This is a genomic window from Bartonella sp. AD328YNZD, from assembly GCF_042196425.1.
The window spans coordinates 1-19,245 of sequence record NZ_JBHIQG010000019.1 but is presented as its reverse complement, the minus strand read 5'-3'; the positions used below and the strand labels follow the sequence as shown (position 1 = coordinate 19,245).

Genomic DNA, 19,245 nt, shown 5'->3' with positions numbered 1-19,245 from the left:
GCAAACTGAGGGTTTTGCCATGAGTGTTTCCGCGCGTTGTAATGATGTTGAACTCTGTTGGAGGAGGTTCTTATGAAGAAAAAATGTTCCACACCAAATTTAATTAAAGTTGTCTCTCTTAGTACGGTAATGGCGACACTCTTATCGAGTGTTTCTCCCGTTTTTGCGGCGAACCTTGCGATAATAGGACAAACTAATCAGAGTTCGAATGCTCCCCAAGTGATGTATCCGTATGGGAGTCATGGGAGTGTTGTTTTTGCTGGTGATGATAATTATTGTGGTGCAGACAACGTTGTTGGTCGTGGCGGCAAACAACAACAAGGAATTGCTGATAGTCAACGAATAACCGCAGAGCAACAATATAATAGATTTATTACTAATCAAGAGTTTAACGGTCGTCGTCCTTATGGTACGACCACTGAACAGGTTATTTGGATGGGTGATGGATACACGGCTAGGGTTGATGGTAAAGTTTTGGGTGGTTATATGGGGACATTTTCCACCAGTGGTTTTGCTAGCGCTATGCCTGAGGCTTATGGTGTTTATTCTTTTGCTACGGGGTGTGGGTCTGCAGCGACGGGTAATTATTCAACCGTATTTGGTGCAGGCGCGACAGCAAAGGCAGGGGGTGCACAAGCTTTTGGTGTTTCCGCACTTGCAAGTGGTATAGCAAGTGTTGCTATGGGTGTAGGCTCAGAAGCATCGGGCGAATCTGCTGTTTCTTTTGGTGGTCTCGCAACCGCTTCTGGTAAAAATAGTGTTTCTATAGGTGAGAGTTCCAAAGCTACGCAGGACGATGCGATTGCGGTTGGTTCAAATGCAGAAGGGAACGGTATAAATAGTGTTGCTATTGGTAAGTTTGCATCTGCATCTGGTTACGATAGTATTGCATTAGGATTAAAGACCAAAGCAACTGACGAGTACGCGGTTGCTATAGGCACGAAGGCTGAAGCTCAAGCTCTTGGTTCTATTGCAATAGGTGGTGGAGAACCTGCAGACAACGGGGAAGAAAGAAAAGTAATAGCTAAAGGTAAAAATTCGATTGCCATAGGTTCCCATACTTATGCTGAGACGGCTCATTCAGTTGCAATTGGTATAAACGCACAAGTACGTGTTATAGATGGTGTTGCTGTGGGGGGAGGATCTGTCTCTCGTGTTGAGAGTGGTGTTTTTGGTTATGATCCTGTAACAAATACTACAACAACAAAGAGTGATCTTGCATGGAAAAGCACTGCAGGTGATTTTAGTGTTGGTAATACTAACCAGAATTTAACGCGACAGATTACAAATGTTGCAGCAGGGACTAAAGACACTGATGCAGTGAATGTCGCACAGTTGAAAGCTATGAGAGATTTGGCATCAGGAGTTTGGAAACTTTCTGCTAACGATACCGATCCTACAGACGTGAATCCAGGTAGTACAATAGATTTTTCAGTGAAAGATACAAAAGTAGGAAAAGATAACTTAAAGATTGAAAGAAACACTGTAGATAATAAGCATAAAATTGAATTTACTTTGAGTGATACTCTTAAATTGACAAAAGTCACTACAGGACAAAGCTCTATGAGTGATGATGGCTTTATTATTGAAAATGGGCCAAAAATGATTCTAGATGGTATTGATGCTGGCGATAAACAGATTACAAATGTGGCAGATGGTGAAGAAGACACCGATGCTGTAAATTATAAACAGCTGAAAGAGGTAAAAACAGTTGTAGAAAAAGGCTGGAAGCTTTCTGTTGATGGTAACAATGCTACAGATGTTGGAGCAGGTAGTACAGTAGATCTCGTTACAGGTGCTGATGATAACAATAACAAAAACATCAAAATTGTTAAAAGTAATGGAAATAAAGTTACATTTACTTTGAATAGTAACCTTAGTTTGACAAGTGTCACTGCAGGTAACAGCATTATGAATGGTGATGGCTTTAAGTTTGTTAATGGGGGGCCAAGCATAACCGTGAATGGTATTGATGCTGGAAATCAAAAGATTATAAACGTAGCAGAGGGAACTCAAGATACCGATGCAGTGAATTATAAACAACTGAAAGAGATAAAAGAAGCTGCTACAACGCATTGGCAACTTTCTGTTAATGGTGGAAATGGTGTATCTATTGGACAAAATGATACAGTAAATTTACAATCAGCTGGTAAGGAAGGTAGTCAGAATATCAAGATTGTAGGAGATAATAACCGCAATATTACGTTTGATTTAGCTGATGATATTAATGTAATGACTGTCACAGCAGGAGACAGCATTATGGATGCTGCTGGCTTTAGATTTGACGGTGATGAGGGGCCGAGCATAACTGTTAAAGGCATTCATGCTGGTAATAAAACGATCAAAGGAGTAGCAGATGGGGAAGACGATACTGATGCTGTAAATTTTTCACAGTTGCAAGATGTAAAAGCAATTGCAGAAAAAGGCTGGAAGCTTTCTGTTGATGGGAACGATGCTACAGATGTTAAAGCTGGGAGTACAGTGAATTTTGTTGCAGTTAAGCAGAAAGACGATGATGATAATGAGAGTGAGAACACAAATATAAAAATTGTCAAAAACGAGGACAATCAAGTATCCTTTGATTTAAGTGAATATATTAAAGTTGGTCGTGTAGAAACAGGGGATAGCAGAATGAGTAATGCCGGTTTCATGATCAAGGATGGTCCAAACATGACCAAGGGTGGCATTAATGCTGCAAAGACACAAATTAAAGGAGTCGCAGATGGTAGCGATGAGCATGATGCTGTTAATCTTTCACAATTATATAAAATGAAGTTTGAGATAGAAGATAATAGTCTTGTTAAATGGAGTAAAAGTAAAAATTTAATTACCATTGGTGCTGAAAAAGAAGGTATTGAAATCAAAGTCGCGAACTCTGAAGGTAGGGATCGAATTATTTCTGGCGTTGCAGTTGGAAAAGTCAGTTCCGATTCAACAGAAGCAATAAATGGCCATCAGCTTTTCAATTATGCTGATAATATATCAAAATATTTTGGTGGTGAGACAGATGTGATTGATGGTTTCAAGCCAACTTTTACTGTTCAGGATAAAGAACACCATAATGTAACGGATGCTTTTAAAGATGTCGATAATTCTATAACAGATATTTATACACGGATTAACAATGTAACAGCAAATAGTCTTGTTAAATGGGACGAAGGGCAGAAGCTCATTACAATTGGTGCGCAAAAAGATGGTACCAAAATCAATGTTGCCAATTCTAATAGTGAAAATCGAGTTATCTCTGGTATTGCGGATGGAAACCTCGGAAAGGCTTCGAAAGAAGCTATAAATGGTAGCCAGATTAATACAATTTCTGGAGATGTTGCAAAATTCTTTGGTGGGGAAGCAGCATTTCAGGATGGTGCTTTTGTAGGTCCACAATATAACGTATCTACAGTTTCTACAGATGGTGAAGTAGTTCAGTATATAGCTGAAAATGTTGGTGATGCTTTAACAAAGCTTGATGCGAATGTTAAAAATGTGAATAGTCGTATAAAATATGTAGATAATAAATTTGATAAATTCTCTCAAGATGCTTTATTATGGGATGATGGTAAACAAGCATTTGCTGCACGTCATGAAAAAGATGGACGTAAAACAGATAGTAAGATTACCCACCTTTTAAATGGTGATATTTCTGAAGATTCAACAGATGCGGTAAATGGTAGCCAGATTAATAAAATATCTAAAGATATTGCAAAATATTTTGGTGGTGGTACAGAATTTAATAACGGAGTTTTTTCAGGTCCACAATATAATTTATCTACAGTTTCTACAGATGGTAAAGTAGAACAGAAAACCTTTGAAGATGTTGGCTCGGCTTTGACAGGGCTCGATGCAAATGTCAAAAATGTGAATAAACATATACAGCATGTAACCAATGAGTTTGATAAATTGTCTCAAGATGCTTTACTGTGGAGTGAAAAGGATCAAGCATTTGTTGCGCGTCATGGAATAGATGGACAGAAAACAAATAGTAAGCTAACGTATCTTTTAGATGGCAATGTTTCAGAAGATTCAACAGATGCAATAAATGGTTCCCAACTTTATGCGATGGGTGATCAGATTGCGAATTATTTTGGTGGTGGCGCTAGTTATGAAGATGGAGAGTGGACGGGGCCTGAATTCAAAGTTTCTCGTAACGATCCTGATGGTAATATTGTTGAGAATAGGTATACGAATGTTGCTGATGCTTTTGAGGGTGTCGATAGTTCTATCACAGATATTTATAATCAGATTAATAATGTGACAGAAAATAGTCTTGTGAAACAAGAAGAAGATTCTGAAGGTCTTATTACCGTTGGTAAGGCGACAAGTGGTACTGAAATCAGCCTTGTAAATAAAGATAATAAAGAAAGAATACTTTCCGGTGTGAAAGACGGAAAACTCTCTCAAACATCAACGGAAGCGGTAAATGGTTCACAGCTTTTTAAGACGAATGAAAATGTCAAAACTGTTACTGATAATCTTGAAAAAGTTGCTAAAAATACATCGGAATATTTTGGTGGCAGCACAGATGTACTTGAAGGTATAAAACCTACTTTCGTTATTGATGGAAATACATATGATAATGTTACAGAGGCATTTACTGGTGTGAATGTTTCTATCCATAAGATTGATAATAAGATTTCCGATGTGGTAAAAAATAGTCTTGTTAAACAAGATGAAATTTCAGCTCCTATCACGATTGGTAAGGATACAGCTGGGACTGAAATCAATATTGCAGGATATGCTGGTGTAGCACGTAAGATTTCTGGTGTGCAGGCAGCAGAGAAGGGCGATGAAGCTGTTAACAAAGACCAACTGGATAAAAGCATAAAGGATATTACGAAAGATATTGAGACAGTAACTGCTACTGCGGTTCTTTATGATAAGAATGACGATAATAGTGTTAATTACGGTAGTGTAACTTTGGGCGGCGATAAGAACAACGGACCAGTTTCTCTTCGTAACGTGAAAAACGGTAGCATTTCTGAAAATTCCAACGATGCAATCAATGGTAGTCAGATTAATAAAATATCAGCAGATATTGCAAAGTTTTTTGGCGGTGGTGCAAAGTTTATTAACGGTGCTTTTGAAGGGCTGAAATATACTTTATCCGCTATTGTAGGTGGTGAAGTAGGGAAGGCTAATTTTTACAATGTTGGTGATGCTTTAACAGGTCTTGATAAAAATGTTCAAGATGTGAATCAACGCTTAACGAATGTATCCAATGAGTTTAATCAGAAAATTGAAGATTTCTCTAAAGATGCTTTACTGTGGGATGATGATGAAGAAGCATTTGTTGCACGTCATGAAAAAGATGGGCAGAAAACAAAGAGCAAATTGAAATATCTTTTGGATGGTGAGATTGCCGAAGGTTCAACGGATGCCATTACAGGGAACCAGCTTTATCTCATGAGCAACAAGCTTGCTAATTATTTTGGTGGCGGTGCCAAATATGAGAATGGCAAATGGACAGATCCTACTTTTAAGATTGTTCAAGTCAATGCTGATGGTACAACTGTTGAGAAAGAGCACCATAATGTTGCTGAGGCGATTGGTGGTGTTAATGGCGGTATGGTAAACATAAATAACCGTATTAATGATGTCATCAACAAGGTTGATTCAGATGTTCTACACTGGAATAAGGAGAAAGGAGCCTATGACGCTAACCATGATGGTCAACCAAGTAAGATTATCAATGTAGCCGATGGTAAAGTTGAAAAAGGTTCGAAAGATGCGGTTAATGGTGGACAACTTTGGGAAACCAATGAACGTATCACTGGTGTTGAAAAAGATGTTCAGCATCTTACCAACAGAGTTGATAACATTTCCAATACGATTGCTGATATTGGTGATACAGTTATCAATATTGATGCCAAAGTTGATAACATCAATAATAGAGTTGACAACATTGAAGAGGATGCTGTTCGTTATGATAGAGATGAAAACGGCAAAAAAACCAATAAAATCACATTAGCGGGGGGGGATGCCAGTGAACCTGTTCTGATTGATAATGTCTCTGATGGTAAAATTGAAAAAGGTTCGAAAGAGGCTGTAAATGGTGGTCAACTCCATGATTATACTCAAGAACAGATGAAGATTATTCTTGATCAATCCAAGCAGTATACAGATCAACGGGTTAATAATATTGTGATTGATGCTATTGATGATGCTGTTGATCGGGCTAAGCAATATACAGATATGAAGTTTGATGTTTTAAACTATAGTATTGAGAGTGTGAAAAAAGAGGCTAGACAAGCAGCGGCTATTGGTCTTGCGGTGTCTAACTTACGCTACAATGATACACCTGGAAAATTAAGCGTTGGATTTGGTACTGGTTTATGGCGTAGTCAGTCTGCATTTGCCTTTGGTGCAGGTTACACCTCAGAAAATGGAAAATACCGCTCTAACATATCCGCAACAACTTCTGGAGGTCACTGGGGTGTAGGTGCGGGATTCAATATGACATTGAATTGATAATAAACAAAATATATAAAAATTCCTTTTCACCCCTGTCTCATGAGGCAGGGGTGAATTGTTGTTACGTATGTAAAAATACATGTATACAAATTGATAAGCGCTATAATAATAAATACAGGTTTAAAAAACAGAAAAAACCTATACACTTTCAACAAAATGAACTTCTTATTTCAAAATAAGATAATGAGTTCTTTCATAAATTATAAGTTCATTATTTTCTTCTTTAATTTTTAAATCTGAAAAATCTGTAGCACTCTACAGATAAAAAACTTTTGCTCTCTACAAATCTATTAAAAAGTTTTCTATTAAGATAAAATTATCATTCAAATGTATTTCAACTTTACTGGAAGAAGTTATAAAACAATACGCTAAATTAACTCTACCCCTTGCAAAAAACAACCAATAAGTTTAAAGGTTAAAAAACCAGTTACCAAAAATTTACTTTCTTAGAAAATGTAAAAGAGCAAAACGTATTAATCTTAAAAAACAACTTCTTTATCTTTTCAGTCAGGTACTAAATTTTTTGAATACGTTTAGAAAAAACAACTTTGAAAGACTGTATAGCGTTTAAATGTGTCTTTTTTGTGTTTATAGTTATTTCTTTCATTGGGGAGTTCACTATGAAAAAATTATATACAAAATTAGCAGGGAGCGATTTAAAATTTTCTCGTTTTTCTTTTGTTAAAGTTCTTTCGTTGGCTACAGCGGCTACATTCTTATCGAATGTTACACCTGTTTTTTCAGCAAATCCTGATTTTAGAAACACGTTTCTTGAAGGTGTAAAAAGTGCCGGCGTGTCTTATCTACAAAGCATTCTCTCTGTTGCTGGTTTGAATAATTCTGAAGACTATGCAAATTTTTTAACTAAAACTCTTACTGGTGTAAGTGATTATAGTCCTATAGTGAATGTTTTGCCAGAAGCCAGCGATTCGATACGTTCAATTGATATGAATGCTGGAAGTAAAAAAATAACAAGAGCAGATTTAACTCCAAGAGTTGTAAAGGGAGATCAGATAACTAGCAAGCAGGATTTGGGTAATCCTCTTGTTTATGGTGCACGAGCTCAGGGAGAAGCGCATGATGCTATTGTTTTCGGGCAGGTAGCGCAGACGAAGGCTGACCAAGGGATTGCTATCGGCTTAACTGCTTTAGCTGGTAGTAGTAGAAATACTAAAAATAGCATTGCAATAGGCTCTTCTCTAACCGATAGTTATGATGAAAAAGAGAGAACAGTTTCATTTGGTGATTTTTCAATAGCCTTCGGTAGTAAAGCACATAGTTATGCAAATGAAGCGATTGCTATGGGATACAATGCATACGCAAAGGAGCAGGCGCTGCAGGGAGTTGCTATAGGCGCTAGCTCTAATGTGACGGTTACGGGAGGTGTTGCTCTAGGAAGCGGTTCTATATCCGATAGGGCTGCAGGTGTTTTGGGGTATACTTCTATGCTGCAGGGTCCGGCAATAAACACTAAAGCGCAATGGAAAAGTACGCAGGGTGCTGTTAGTGTTGGTAATCCTAGTAAGGGCATAACGCGGCAGATTATAGGTGTAGCAGCTGGTAGTGAGCCTACTGATGCAGTAAATGTTGTACAGTTAAAAGACTTAGAAAGTGTCGTAAGAAATGGTGGTTGGAAACTCTCTGTTGGGGGTAAGGATGATACGACCGTTATCATGGACAGCGCGGTAGATTTTTCCGCTGGAAGTACAAATCTTCAAATTAGCAAAGGCAAAGATAATAATAATATAAAATTTGATCTAGCTAAGGATATTGCAGTCAATAAAGTAACTGCAGGAAGCAGTGCCCTAGATGCAACAGGCTTAGTGATTTCTGGTGGACCGAAAATAATCATTTCTGGGATAGATGCAGGGGGTAAAAAGATTACAGGAGTGTCTGATGGCACTGGAGCGAACGATGCAGTTAATTTTTCACAGTTAAGCAAAATCAGTGAGAGTCTTTCGTCCACAGCGAGAAATCTGGAAACGGCTATGGCGAATACATCAAAATATTTTGGTGGAGGTGCAGGTTATGATAAAGAGGGCAAATGGAAAGCACCGGATTTCAAGATCAAGCAGTTTGGTGAGGATGGTACTTCTTTTGACAAGAATTATCAGAATGTAGCAGATGCACTTGCCGGTGTTGGAAGTTCTATCACGAATGTTCAGAATAAATTGACTGAACAGGTTAATAATGTGATTACTAAAGTGGAAAGCGAGAGCTTTGTTCAGCAAGATAAGACAACGAGTCGTCTCACTATTGGTGCAAAAGTAGGTGGCGCAGAAATCAATATTGCAAATGAAAGCGGTGGGGATCGGATAATTTCTGGTGTTGGGGAAGCAAAGAACAATAATGACGCTGTTAACAAAGGCCAGCTTGATAGCAATATCAAGAATGTCAATGATAATGTAACAAATAAGTTTAGCGAACTTACTAAAAACATAACGAATATTACTCAGCAAGTTAAAGGTGATGCTTTGTTATGGAACGATAAAGCTAATGCCTTTGTAGCACGTCATGAGAAGAAGCAAGAAGAAAAAGGCAGAGCTGTAGCCACTCAAGATAACAGCAAAATTACGTTTCTTTTAGATGGTGATGTTTCTAAAGATTCAACGGATGCGATTACGGGTGGTCAACTTTATTCGCTGAACCAACAACTTGCAACCTATTTTGGTGGTGGTGCAGGTTATGATGAGCAAGGACAATGGAAGGCTCCAAGTTTTGTGATCAAGAAAGTTGATGCGGAAGGTAAAGAAAGTGAAGAAAGCTATAAGAGTGTAGCGGAAGCATTTGCTGGTATTGCGAATTCTATTACGAATGTTCATAATGATGTAACTAACGTTGTCAGCGATAGCCTTGTCAAGCAGGATGAGAAGACGAAAGTTATCACTATTGGAGCTGCAGTAGAAGGCAGTGAAATCAACATTGCCAACAGTAAGAAAGAAGACCGGATTCTTTCTGGTGTTAAGAAAGCAGAGCGTGTGAATGAAGCTGTTAACAAAGGTCAGCTTGATGAAAGTTTAGAGAAGCTTTCTACCAGTCTTCAATCAGATGACTCGGCTGTTATTCACTATGATAAAAAAGAGGGTGATAATAACACTATAAATTATGCAAGTGTGACTTTAGGAAAAGGTAAAGGTTCTGCTGCTGTAGCACTTCATAATGTTGCCGATGGTCAGATTTCTAAGGGTTCACGTGATGCCATCACGGGTGGTCAGATTAATAAAATCGGTGAGGATGTAGCTAAGTTTTTAGGTGGAGAAGCTGAATTTAAGGATGGTGCTTTTAAAGGGCCAACTTATAATTTATCCAGTATTGATAAAGGTGGTGAAGTAACAGATAAATCGCATAGCGATGTTGGTTCTGCCTTTAAAGGGCTTGATGAGAATATCAAGAATGTGAACGCTCGCATTAAGGAGGTCTCAGAGGGAGTTGCACAAGATTCTTTATCTTGGAGCGATGGTGACAAAGCTTTTGTCGCTCTGCATGGGGAAGGTGATGACAGAAAAGCAAGCAAGATCACATCACTTGCTGCTGGCTCTATAGTATCAGGCTCGAGTGATGCGGTTAATGGCGGGCAGATTTATGATCTGAATCAGTCGCTAGCAAAGTATTTTGGTGGTGATGCTAAGTATGATGGTGATGGCTGGGTTCTTCCAGGTTTCAAGATAATGACTTTTCAAGAAGATGGAAGCTTTGTAGAGGAAGATTATGATAGCATTGCAGCCGCGTTTTCCGGTGTAAATAAGGTTTTCAAGAATCTTCATAATGAGATTTCAGACAACATTGAGCAAAATGCGTTGTTGTGGAGTGATGATGCAGGTGCGTTTGTAGCACAGCATGAAGAAGAAGGTAAAAAGGAAAACAGCAAGATCACGTTCCTTGCGAAAGGAAAGATATCAGAAGATTCTACGGATGCGATTAATGGTGGTCAGATTTATACTCTTCAACAGACATTTGCCTCATATTTTGGTGGAGGATCTGGTTATGATAAGGAAGGAAACTGGCAAGGACCAAAATTCTACGTTCAGGTCTTTAATAAGGATGGTACGAAAGGTGATAAAGAGGAGCGTAATAGTGTCTCTGAAGCATTTGATGTTGTTAATGACAGCATGAGCAATATCAACGATCGTATAAAAGAAGTTGAAAAGGATACCTCTTCGAATAGTCTGAATTGGAATAAAGAAAAAGGAAGCTATGATGCATCTCATGTTGATTCTCAGGGTGTTAAGAGTCCAAGTAAGATTATCAATGTAGCGAATGGTAAGGTAGACAGAGATTCAAAAGAAGCAGTGAATGGAGGACAGCTTTGGGAAACTCAGCAGATGATTACAGATCAGGTAAAGGATATTGAAAATAAAGTTACGGAGGGATCTGTACAATATGATAAAGATAAAAAAACGGGCAAAAAGACCAATAAAGTTACATTAGTTGGTGTAGATGACAGTTCTCCAGTATTAATAGACAATGTAGCCGATGGAAAGATTAAAAAAGATTCGAAAGAAGCGGTTAATGGCGGTCAATTAAAAGATAAGATGGATTTTGTGCTTGAAAGTGCCAATAAGTATACGGATGAGCAAATTTCTCATCTTGTAAAAGATGGCGTTAGTGGGGCTAATTCATATACGGATATGAAGGTTTCGACATTAAGTTATGTTGTTGAGGATGTTCGAAAAGAGGCAAGACAGGCAGCAGCTGTTGGTTTAGCGGTATCTAGTTTACGCTATAGTGATATCCCTGGAAAATTAACTATCGCATTTGGTAGTGGTTTATGGCGTAGTCAATCTGCTTTTGCTTTTGGTACAGGTTATACTTCAGAGAACGGTTATATTGGTTCCAACTTGTCAATTACCACTTCTGGAGGTCACTGGGGTATAAGTGCAGGAGTTAATGTGATACTCAACTAATAAACGACTAAATCCATAAAATTGATTTGCCTTTTTCTTATTTAAGAAAAGGGCAATTTTTTTACTTTTTTCCAGAGCTCTCTAAAGCTATTCTAAATGTATAAAACACCCGTAATTATATAAAATCCGAATATAAAAAGCCTATGACAACTTTTGTTGAGAATAAAAGACCTTAGTGGTAAAGATTCAAAAAATTGATTGCTATTATTTTTATTTGTTAAAATGCTTCACGCAATGTAAATACGAATATACCCTTTATAAAATGAGACAGTTTTAGCTTTTTTTTCGTATAGTTTTAAACGTATGCTTTATAATGAAAAGATCTACAGATATGCAACGTACTCCAAACATAAGTATTGCTTTAGATAGTGGAGCGCAAACGGAAAAAGAATGGAGCGTTGCTGTATGCAATATGGCTCACGCTTTAGAGAAAAGCAGATCGCAATAGGTGGTGAATATAATAAGAAGAGCGAATACGGGGAAAATGATTATACAACTTGCGAAGAGTGATTATTCAACAGTAGTGGGAACTGTTTCTAAAACTTTAGAATATGGTTCGATTTCACTTGGTCACCCGTGTATATGCATTTGCTCAAGAAGCTATTTCTATGGGTTTCTATTCAAAAGCAAATGGGGTTGGAAGTATCGCTTTAGATTCCTATTCTAAAGTGACGGTTGATGGGGGCTATTGGAGACAACTCTGTGTCCGGTAGGGCTGATGGCGTTTTTGGGTATACGTCTCTTCTGCAAGGACCGGCTAAAAACACTGAATCTCAATGGAAAAGTATGAAAGTTGCAATAAGTATTGGTGTTCCTAGTAAGAACATAACGCGAAAAATTATAGGTGTAGCAGCTGGTAGCAAACCTGCCGATGCAATGAACCTTAGACAATTGCAGGATTTAGAAGAAGTCGTAAGAAAAAAGGTTGGAAACTGTCTATTTCTGGTGAGGAAGCTAAAGATATGGGTGCTAGATAGTACAATAAATTTTTCATCTGGAGGAAGTAACTTCACGGTTAAAAGAGATGAGGACGATGAAAATAAGCTCATATTTGGTTTGGCTAATGATATATCATTGAAAAGCATAACATTAGGAGAGAAAACAAAAGTCGATGCAACAGGCTTAGTAATTACTGATGGCCTGCAAATAACCACCGGTAATATTAATGCGGCAAGTAAAAAATGTTGTAGAAGGAACTAGCAATACTGATGCAGTGAATTTTTCACAACTGAAGGGAATAAAAGAACAAGTAGCAGTGAGTATTTTTGTAAAACAGGATACAGCAACGAGATACATTACCATTAGTAAGAATATAAATGGTGCATTTTAGTAAAAAGCTTTCATAAATCCTCTAATGAAATAAAAAAATCTTATTCACGAAAAATAAACTGATGCCTAAGCGGATGATCAATAGGCACAAAAATTATATCTCTTTCAAAGAGATCAAAGCTAAAAAACGATACACAACCTTTGATAGAAAAAACGAAAGCTATTCTAATATTAAGTATTTTTTTACCTTCCTTAAATTGACTTTCATGAACCTACCCCTAATTACTCTTTAAAGTCGCTGCAGAAACAAAAGCTTACGTCTTAATTTTATTGATGTCCTAAAACACGCTGTAAAAGTAGGAACACGCAAGGGAAATAGGAAAGCTTTAGAGCTCTAGATCATACCTTTTTTGTGTTTTTAATCTATTATTATGAAGGGGGGTATTATGAAAAAATTATATACTACACAAAATCTGCGTGATTTGAGTTTTTCTCGCTCACATCGTCAATCATCATTGTTTAAAGTAGCTTCGTTGGGAACTGCGGTTGCCTTGTTTTTATCGAATGCTGCTCCTGTTTTTTCAGCAAATTTCGATTTAACAAAAGCATCTCTTGAAAATGTGAAGAATGCTGCCGTGGTTTATCCGCAAAGCATTATCTCTGCGTATGATTACTATGATGGTGATAAGGAAAATTATTTAACAGCATTGAATGTAGCAATGATGCCAAAAGTTAACGCTTCCGATAACTATGTAAATTTTTTAACCAAAACCCTTTCTGCTATAAGTAATGATGATCCTATTGTGAATGTTTTGAGGGCAGATGGTAAAAATTCATCTGAAAGGACATTAGATGCAGGCTGGCAATATAAAAAATCGATTATCAGTGTACAGAATGGTGAGAATACAGCGATTATTGATGCATTGAATCCTTTGCGTAATGACTCTATGACTAGAATGCAGCGCGATACCGGACTGCAACGTGACGTAGAGGGTACTAATGTCATATTTGGTAATGATATAACAAAGGCTGAAAAACTCCATGGAAAGAGTGATATTGTTGCTCTTGGTGCCAAGATAATAGTAAACGCTCCAGATTCGGTTGCTGTTGGTTATGGCGCGCAGGTGGATAATAGCTTTACTGTTGCTGTAGGTCATTTGGCGTACGCTGTAGGTAAAAAAAGTATCGCAATAGGTGGTGAAGGTAGAAGTGGTAGTAAGCCGATTCCTACTGAGGGCCGTACAATAGCGACGGGCGAAGAATCAATTGCTATTGGACATCGTGCTAAGGCGGACAGTGAGGAATCTATAGCTTTTGGTGCTTATTCAAAAACGACGATAAATTTAGGCGTTGCTCTTGGGAGCGAGTCTGTGGCTGATGTTGCTGCGGGCGCTATCGGTTATAATTCTTTAACTAAAGGCCCTTCAGATTCTGACGACATGATATGGGCGAGTACACTAGGTGCAGTAAGTGTTGGTGATGCTAAATCAGAAAAAACGCGCCAGATTGTAGGAGTGGCAGCTGGTAGTGGCGACACTGATGCCGTTAATGTTGCACAGTTAAAATCATTGCAAAAATACGTAGACCAAGGTTGGACACTATCTGTTGGGGGTAAAAATGCTAAAGCTGTTGGTGTACAAGATACTGTAGATTTGTCGGCTGCAAGTGACAATCTTAAGATTACAAAAGGTGAGGAAAACAATAATGTAACATTTGATCTAGCTAATAATATTACAGTGGAACGAGTTACCGCTGGGAGAAGCTCTATCAGTGATGATGGCATTTTGTTTGCTGATGGGGCTAAAATAACTGTGGATGGCATTGATGCTGGCAATAAGCAGATTACAGGAGTGGCAGCTGGGGAAGAACCTGATGATGCAGTGAATTTTGCTCAGTTGGAGCAGGTTAATCGCGACGTTGCAGGTGTAAGTCAAAATATATCACAATATTTTGGTGGTGGTGCAGATGTATCTAATGGTAAAGCACCAACTTACACAATTCAGGGTAATTCTCATAATGATGTTGGTTCTGCTTTTAATGCTGTTGATACTTCTATCACGAATATCCAAAATCAGATTACGAATGCGACAAAAAACAGCCTTGTTAAGCAGGAAGGAGATGCAGGTACTATTACCGTTGGTGTGACAACGGGGGGTACAGAAATTAATGTTGCAAATAATGCAGGCAGCGATAGGACAATTTCTGGCGTAAAGACAGCTGTGAATGGTAATGAAGCTGTTAACAAAGCTCAGCTTGATAAAAGTATAGAGAAGATTTCTAATGATATTAATCTTACAAGTGCTGCTGCAGTTCTTTATGATAAAGAAAACGATACCGTTAATTATAATAGCATAACTTTGGGTGGTGATAAGACTACAGCACCAGTTTCCCTCCATAATGTTAAAGATGGAAAAATTGCTGAAGATTCGCATGATGCGATCAATGGTAGGCAGATTGAAAAAATATCTCGAGATGTAGCAAACATTTTGGGTGGGAATGCAGAATTTAGCGACGGTATTTTATTCGGTCCGCTCTATCATTTATCGCGCATTTCTGAAGATGGCGTAGCAGTATCTAAAGACCATAATAATGTTGGTGACGCTTTGATAGGGCTTGATGACAATATCAACAATGTGAATAGCCGCTTAACACATGTAGCCAATGAATTTACTCAGAAAATAGAGGGTGTTTCTAAAGATTCTCTATTGTGGAGTAATGATGAGCAGGCATTTGTGGCGCAGCATGGAGAGGGAAAAGCCAATAGCAAAATTAAATTTCTTGCCAATGGAGACATTTCTGAAGATTCAACCGATGCAGTAAATGGTTCTCAGCTCTTTGCTACTAATAAGAATGTTATCACTGTTACGAATAATCTCTCAACAATTTCTCAAAATACATCACAATATTTTGGTGGTGGTGCAGATGTATCTAATGGTAAAGCACCAACTTACACAATTCAGGGTAATTCTCATAATGATGTTGGTTCTGCTTTTAATGCTGTTGATACTTCTATCACGAATATCCAAAATCAGATTACGAATGCGACAAAAAACAGCCTTGTTAAGCAGGAAGGAGATGCAGGTACTATTACCGTTGGTGTGACAACGGGGGGTACAGAAATTAATGTTGCAAATAATGCAGGCAGCGATAGGACAATTTCTGGCGTAAAGACAGCTGTGAATGGTAATGAAGCTGTTAACAAAGCTCAGCTTGATAAAAGTATAGAGAAGATTTCTAATGATATTAATCTTACAAGTGCTGCTGCAGTTCTTTATGATAAAGAAAACGATACCGTTAATTATAATAGCATAACTTTGGGTGGTGATAAGACTACAGCACCAGTTTCCCTCCATAATGTTAAAGATGGAAAAATTGCTGAAGATTCGCATGATGCGATCAATGGTAGGCAGATTGAAAAAATATCTCGAGATGTAGCAAACATTTTGGGTGGGAATGCAGAATTTAGCGACGGTATTTTATTCGGTCCGCTCTATCATTTATCGCGCATTTCTGAAGATGGCGTAGCAGTATCTAAAGACCATAATAATGTTGGTGACGCTTTGATAGGGCTTGATGACAATATCAACAATGTGAATAGCCGCTTAACACATGTAGCCAATGAATTTACTCAGAAAATAGAGGGTGTTTCTAAAGATTCTCTATTGTGGAGTAATGATGAGCAGGCATTTGTGGCACAGCATGGAGAGGGAAAAGCCAATAGCAAAATTAAATTTCTTGCCAATGGAGATATTACTGAAGATTCAACCGATGCAGTAAATGGTTCGCAACTTTATCTTATGAGCAACCAATTGGCTGCGTATTTTGGTGGTGGCGCTGGCTATAATAATGGAGAATGGACTGCTCCTACTTTCAAGATAGCACAATTCAAGGCTGACGGGAGCTCTAGTGAAAAGAAGGATTATCATGACGTTGTCAGTGCTTTTGACGGCGTAAGTGAGAGTATGTCTAAGATAAACGACCGCATTCAAAATGTTGAAAACAATGTCTCGTCCAATGGTTTAAATTGGAATGAGCAGAAAAAAGCTTATGACGCTAGCCATGATGGTCAACCAAGTAAGATTATCAATGTAGCAGATGGTAAAATTGCAGAAGGTTCAAAAGATGCAGTCAATGGTGGACAGCTTTGGGAGACCAACGAACGTATCACTGGCGTTGAAAAAGATATTAAACATATTGAAAACAGAGTCGACAATATTTCCACTACGGTTACGAATATTGGTGAAACGGTTTTCAATATTGAAGACAGAGTTGATAATATTGAGAACACGGTTAATAATCTTGCTGATGGGGCAGTTAACTATGATAAAGATGCTGATGGTAAAAAGGCCAATAAGATCACTCTACAAGGTGGGAATGAAAGTGAACCTGTTATGATTGATAATGTTGCCAATGGTCGCATTGAACAAGGTTCGAAAGAAGCTGTTAATGGCGGTCAGCTCCATGACTATACCCAAGAACAGATGAAAATTGTTCTCGATGAATCGAAGCACTACACAGATCAACGGATAAATAATATCAGGATTGATGCTATTGATAGTGCTGTTGATCGGGCTAACCAATATACAGATATGAAGTTTAATATTTTAAGTTATGATATTAAGAGCGTACGCAAAGAGGCAAGGCAAGCAGCTGCCGTTGGTCTAGCAGTATCCAACCTACGTTACTTCGACGAGCCAGGATCTTTGAGTGTCTCATTTGGTAGCGGCGCATGGCGTGGACAATCCGCATTTGCTCTTGGTGCTGGTTATACATCTGAAAACGGGAAAATCCGCTCTAATCTCTCTGCCACGAGTGCTGGTGGTCATTGGGGAATAGGTGGTGCAATTACTCTGAAAATAAAATAATACGAACAACGAAAACAGAACAAAATATCCACCCTTATTTATTAAAATGAGGGTGGATATTTTTTTACAGATGCACAGTATTTATCTAGAGATAAGCATAATATTTGATGACACTATAAATTTTGAGGTTTTATAGAAGGTTTTTCTATATTTTGTTGAAAAAAGATCACAGTAGAATCCATATTGCTAAAAAGTTATATTTTTATATTGCCATTTTCTTGAACAGTCTATAATGGTACGAAAATGTATATTGGTAAGACTCATTTTGATGAAATAACTTTCAAAAGGGGATAAGCAGTGGTAGAGATAAGAGGTGCATCACAAGACCACGCCTATATCATTACACGATATATTAAAAAGAAAAAGTCTAACTAAAAATTCAATTATCCAAGGAAAACTATATTCTGTAAATATTACAATTTCTTTTTACTTTACTTATTATTAACAAAACAATGCTTTCTAATAAAAATAAAGTCTATAATTAGGAAAACACATACTAACCCTAGTTTAAAGGATTTTATAGTAACCACTACCAAGTAAAAAGTAATATTAAATATACAAAGCCTCTTTTTAGTTAGGAAAAAACAACACACTAAAACCCTTAGACTCTAAATGTATTATATTTATGTCCAAAAAACATAATCAAAAAGATAAGCATTTGGGTCTCAATACAGAGAGCACAAACAAAACAAAAGACTCAAAATTCACACTCTAAGCAATGATTCTCTACTCTAAGTTCCAAAAAGATCAATAATGCTAAAATGTGTCTTTTTTATGTTTTGGAGGTGTTTTTAAGTTTTTTCATTGGAGAGTTTGTTATGAAAAAATTATATGCCCCACAAGCAGCGAGTGAATTAAAACGTTCTCGTTTTTCTTTGGTTAAAGTTCTTTCGTTGGCTATAGCTGCTACATTCTTATCGAATGTTACGCCTGTTTTTTCAGCAAATCCTGATTTTAGAAACACCTTTCTTGAAGGTGTAAAAAGTGTTGGTATATCTTATCCACAAAGCATTTTCTCTGTTGCTGGTTTGAATGTTTCTGAAGACTATGCAAATTTTCTAATCAATTTTTTTTCTGATACGGATGATAATAGTTCCATAATAAATGTTTTGACAGAAGGTAGCCGTTTTGCGCGAGTTGGAAATGTTGGTGATAAAAAAGCGCCACAACTTACAAGAATAGCGGTTAACGATAAAGGCATGAGTACGGATAATATTGCTGTGCGAAAATTGCCAAAAACATTTGTTAAAAAAGGGCGGATGCTGCCTGTTGAGGGTGGTAATAGTGATGATATTTTGCTGTCTGACGCTAATAGTTTAGCAAGGAGGGGGAGTACATATGCAACTAATAATGATATAAAAATAGGAAACAGTCCGGATGCGAAGGGTGCTAATATTATTGCTATTGGTAACAACATAAAGGTACATTCAAAAGTTTCCATGTATGAATCTGTTGTTAATATCGGCAACAATACGCAAATCTACGCTCCTGCTACTACTGTTATTGGTGGATGGGCAAAAGCGAGCGAAATGGGCGGTGTTGCTATAGGAAGTAATTCTGTAGCTGATAGGGCTGATGGCGTTTTGGGGTATGCTTCTTTGCAGCAGGGACCGGCAAAAAACACTGAAGTGCAATGGAAAAGTACGCAGGGTGCCGTTAGTTTTGGTAATCCTAGTAAGGGCATAACGCGGCAGATTATAGGTGTAGCAGCTGGTAGTGAACCTACTGATGCAGTAAAT

The 19,245-nt window shown here is 37.7% G+C and carries 5 protein-coding genes and 1 pseudogene; all 6 read left to right on the top strand.

Annotated elements, in window-relative coordinates:
• Positions 1-72: 72 nt before the first annotated feature.
• The gene (locus ACFIO3_RS02080; protein WP_375615382.1) at positions 73-6,465 is read left to right on the top strand and encodes a Vomp family autotransporter; all 6,393 of its coding nucleotides are present in this window, start codon (positions 73-75) and stop codon (positions 6,463-6,465) included.
• A 623-nt stretch (positions 6,466-7,088) separates the two neighbouring features.
• Positions 7,089-11,372, top strand: a complete 4,284-nt coding sequence (locus tag ACFIO3_RS02075; protein ID WP_375704068.1) for a YadA-like family protein — start codon at positions 7,089-7,091, stop codon at positions 11,370-11,372.
• A gap of 678 nt (positions 11,373-12,050) precedes the next feature.
• Positions 12,051-12,572 carry a hypothetical protein gene (locus ACFIO3_RS02070; RefSeq protein WP_375606216.1) on the top strand — a complete coding sequence of 174 codons (522 nt, stop codon included), beginning with the start codon at positions 12,051-12,053 and terminating at the stop codon, positions 12,570-12,572.
• A complete protein-coding gene (locus ACFIO3_RS02065) occupies positions 12,538-12,702 on the top strand; it encodes a hypothetical protein (RefSeq protein ID WP_375606217.1) in 165 nt (54 codons plus the stop codon). Before ACFIO3_RS02070 ends, ACFIO3_RS02065 begins: the two co-directional genes overlap by 35 nt.
• Before the next feature lie 385 nt (positions 12,703-13,087).
• Positions 13,088-17,506, top strand: a complete 4,419-nt coding sequence (locus tag ACFIO3_RS02055) for a Vomp family autotransporter (RefSeq protein WP_404977495.1) — start codon at positions 13,088-13,090, stop codon at positions 17,504-17,506.
• Positions 17,507-18,324: 818 nt separating this feature from the next.
• A pseudogene (locus ACFIO3_RS02050) lies at positions 18,325-19,245 on the top strand (hypothetical protein); the annotation flags it as partial.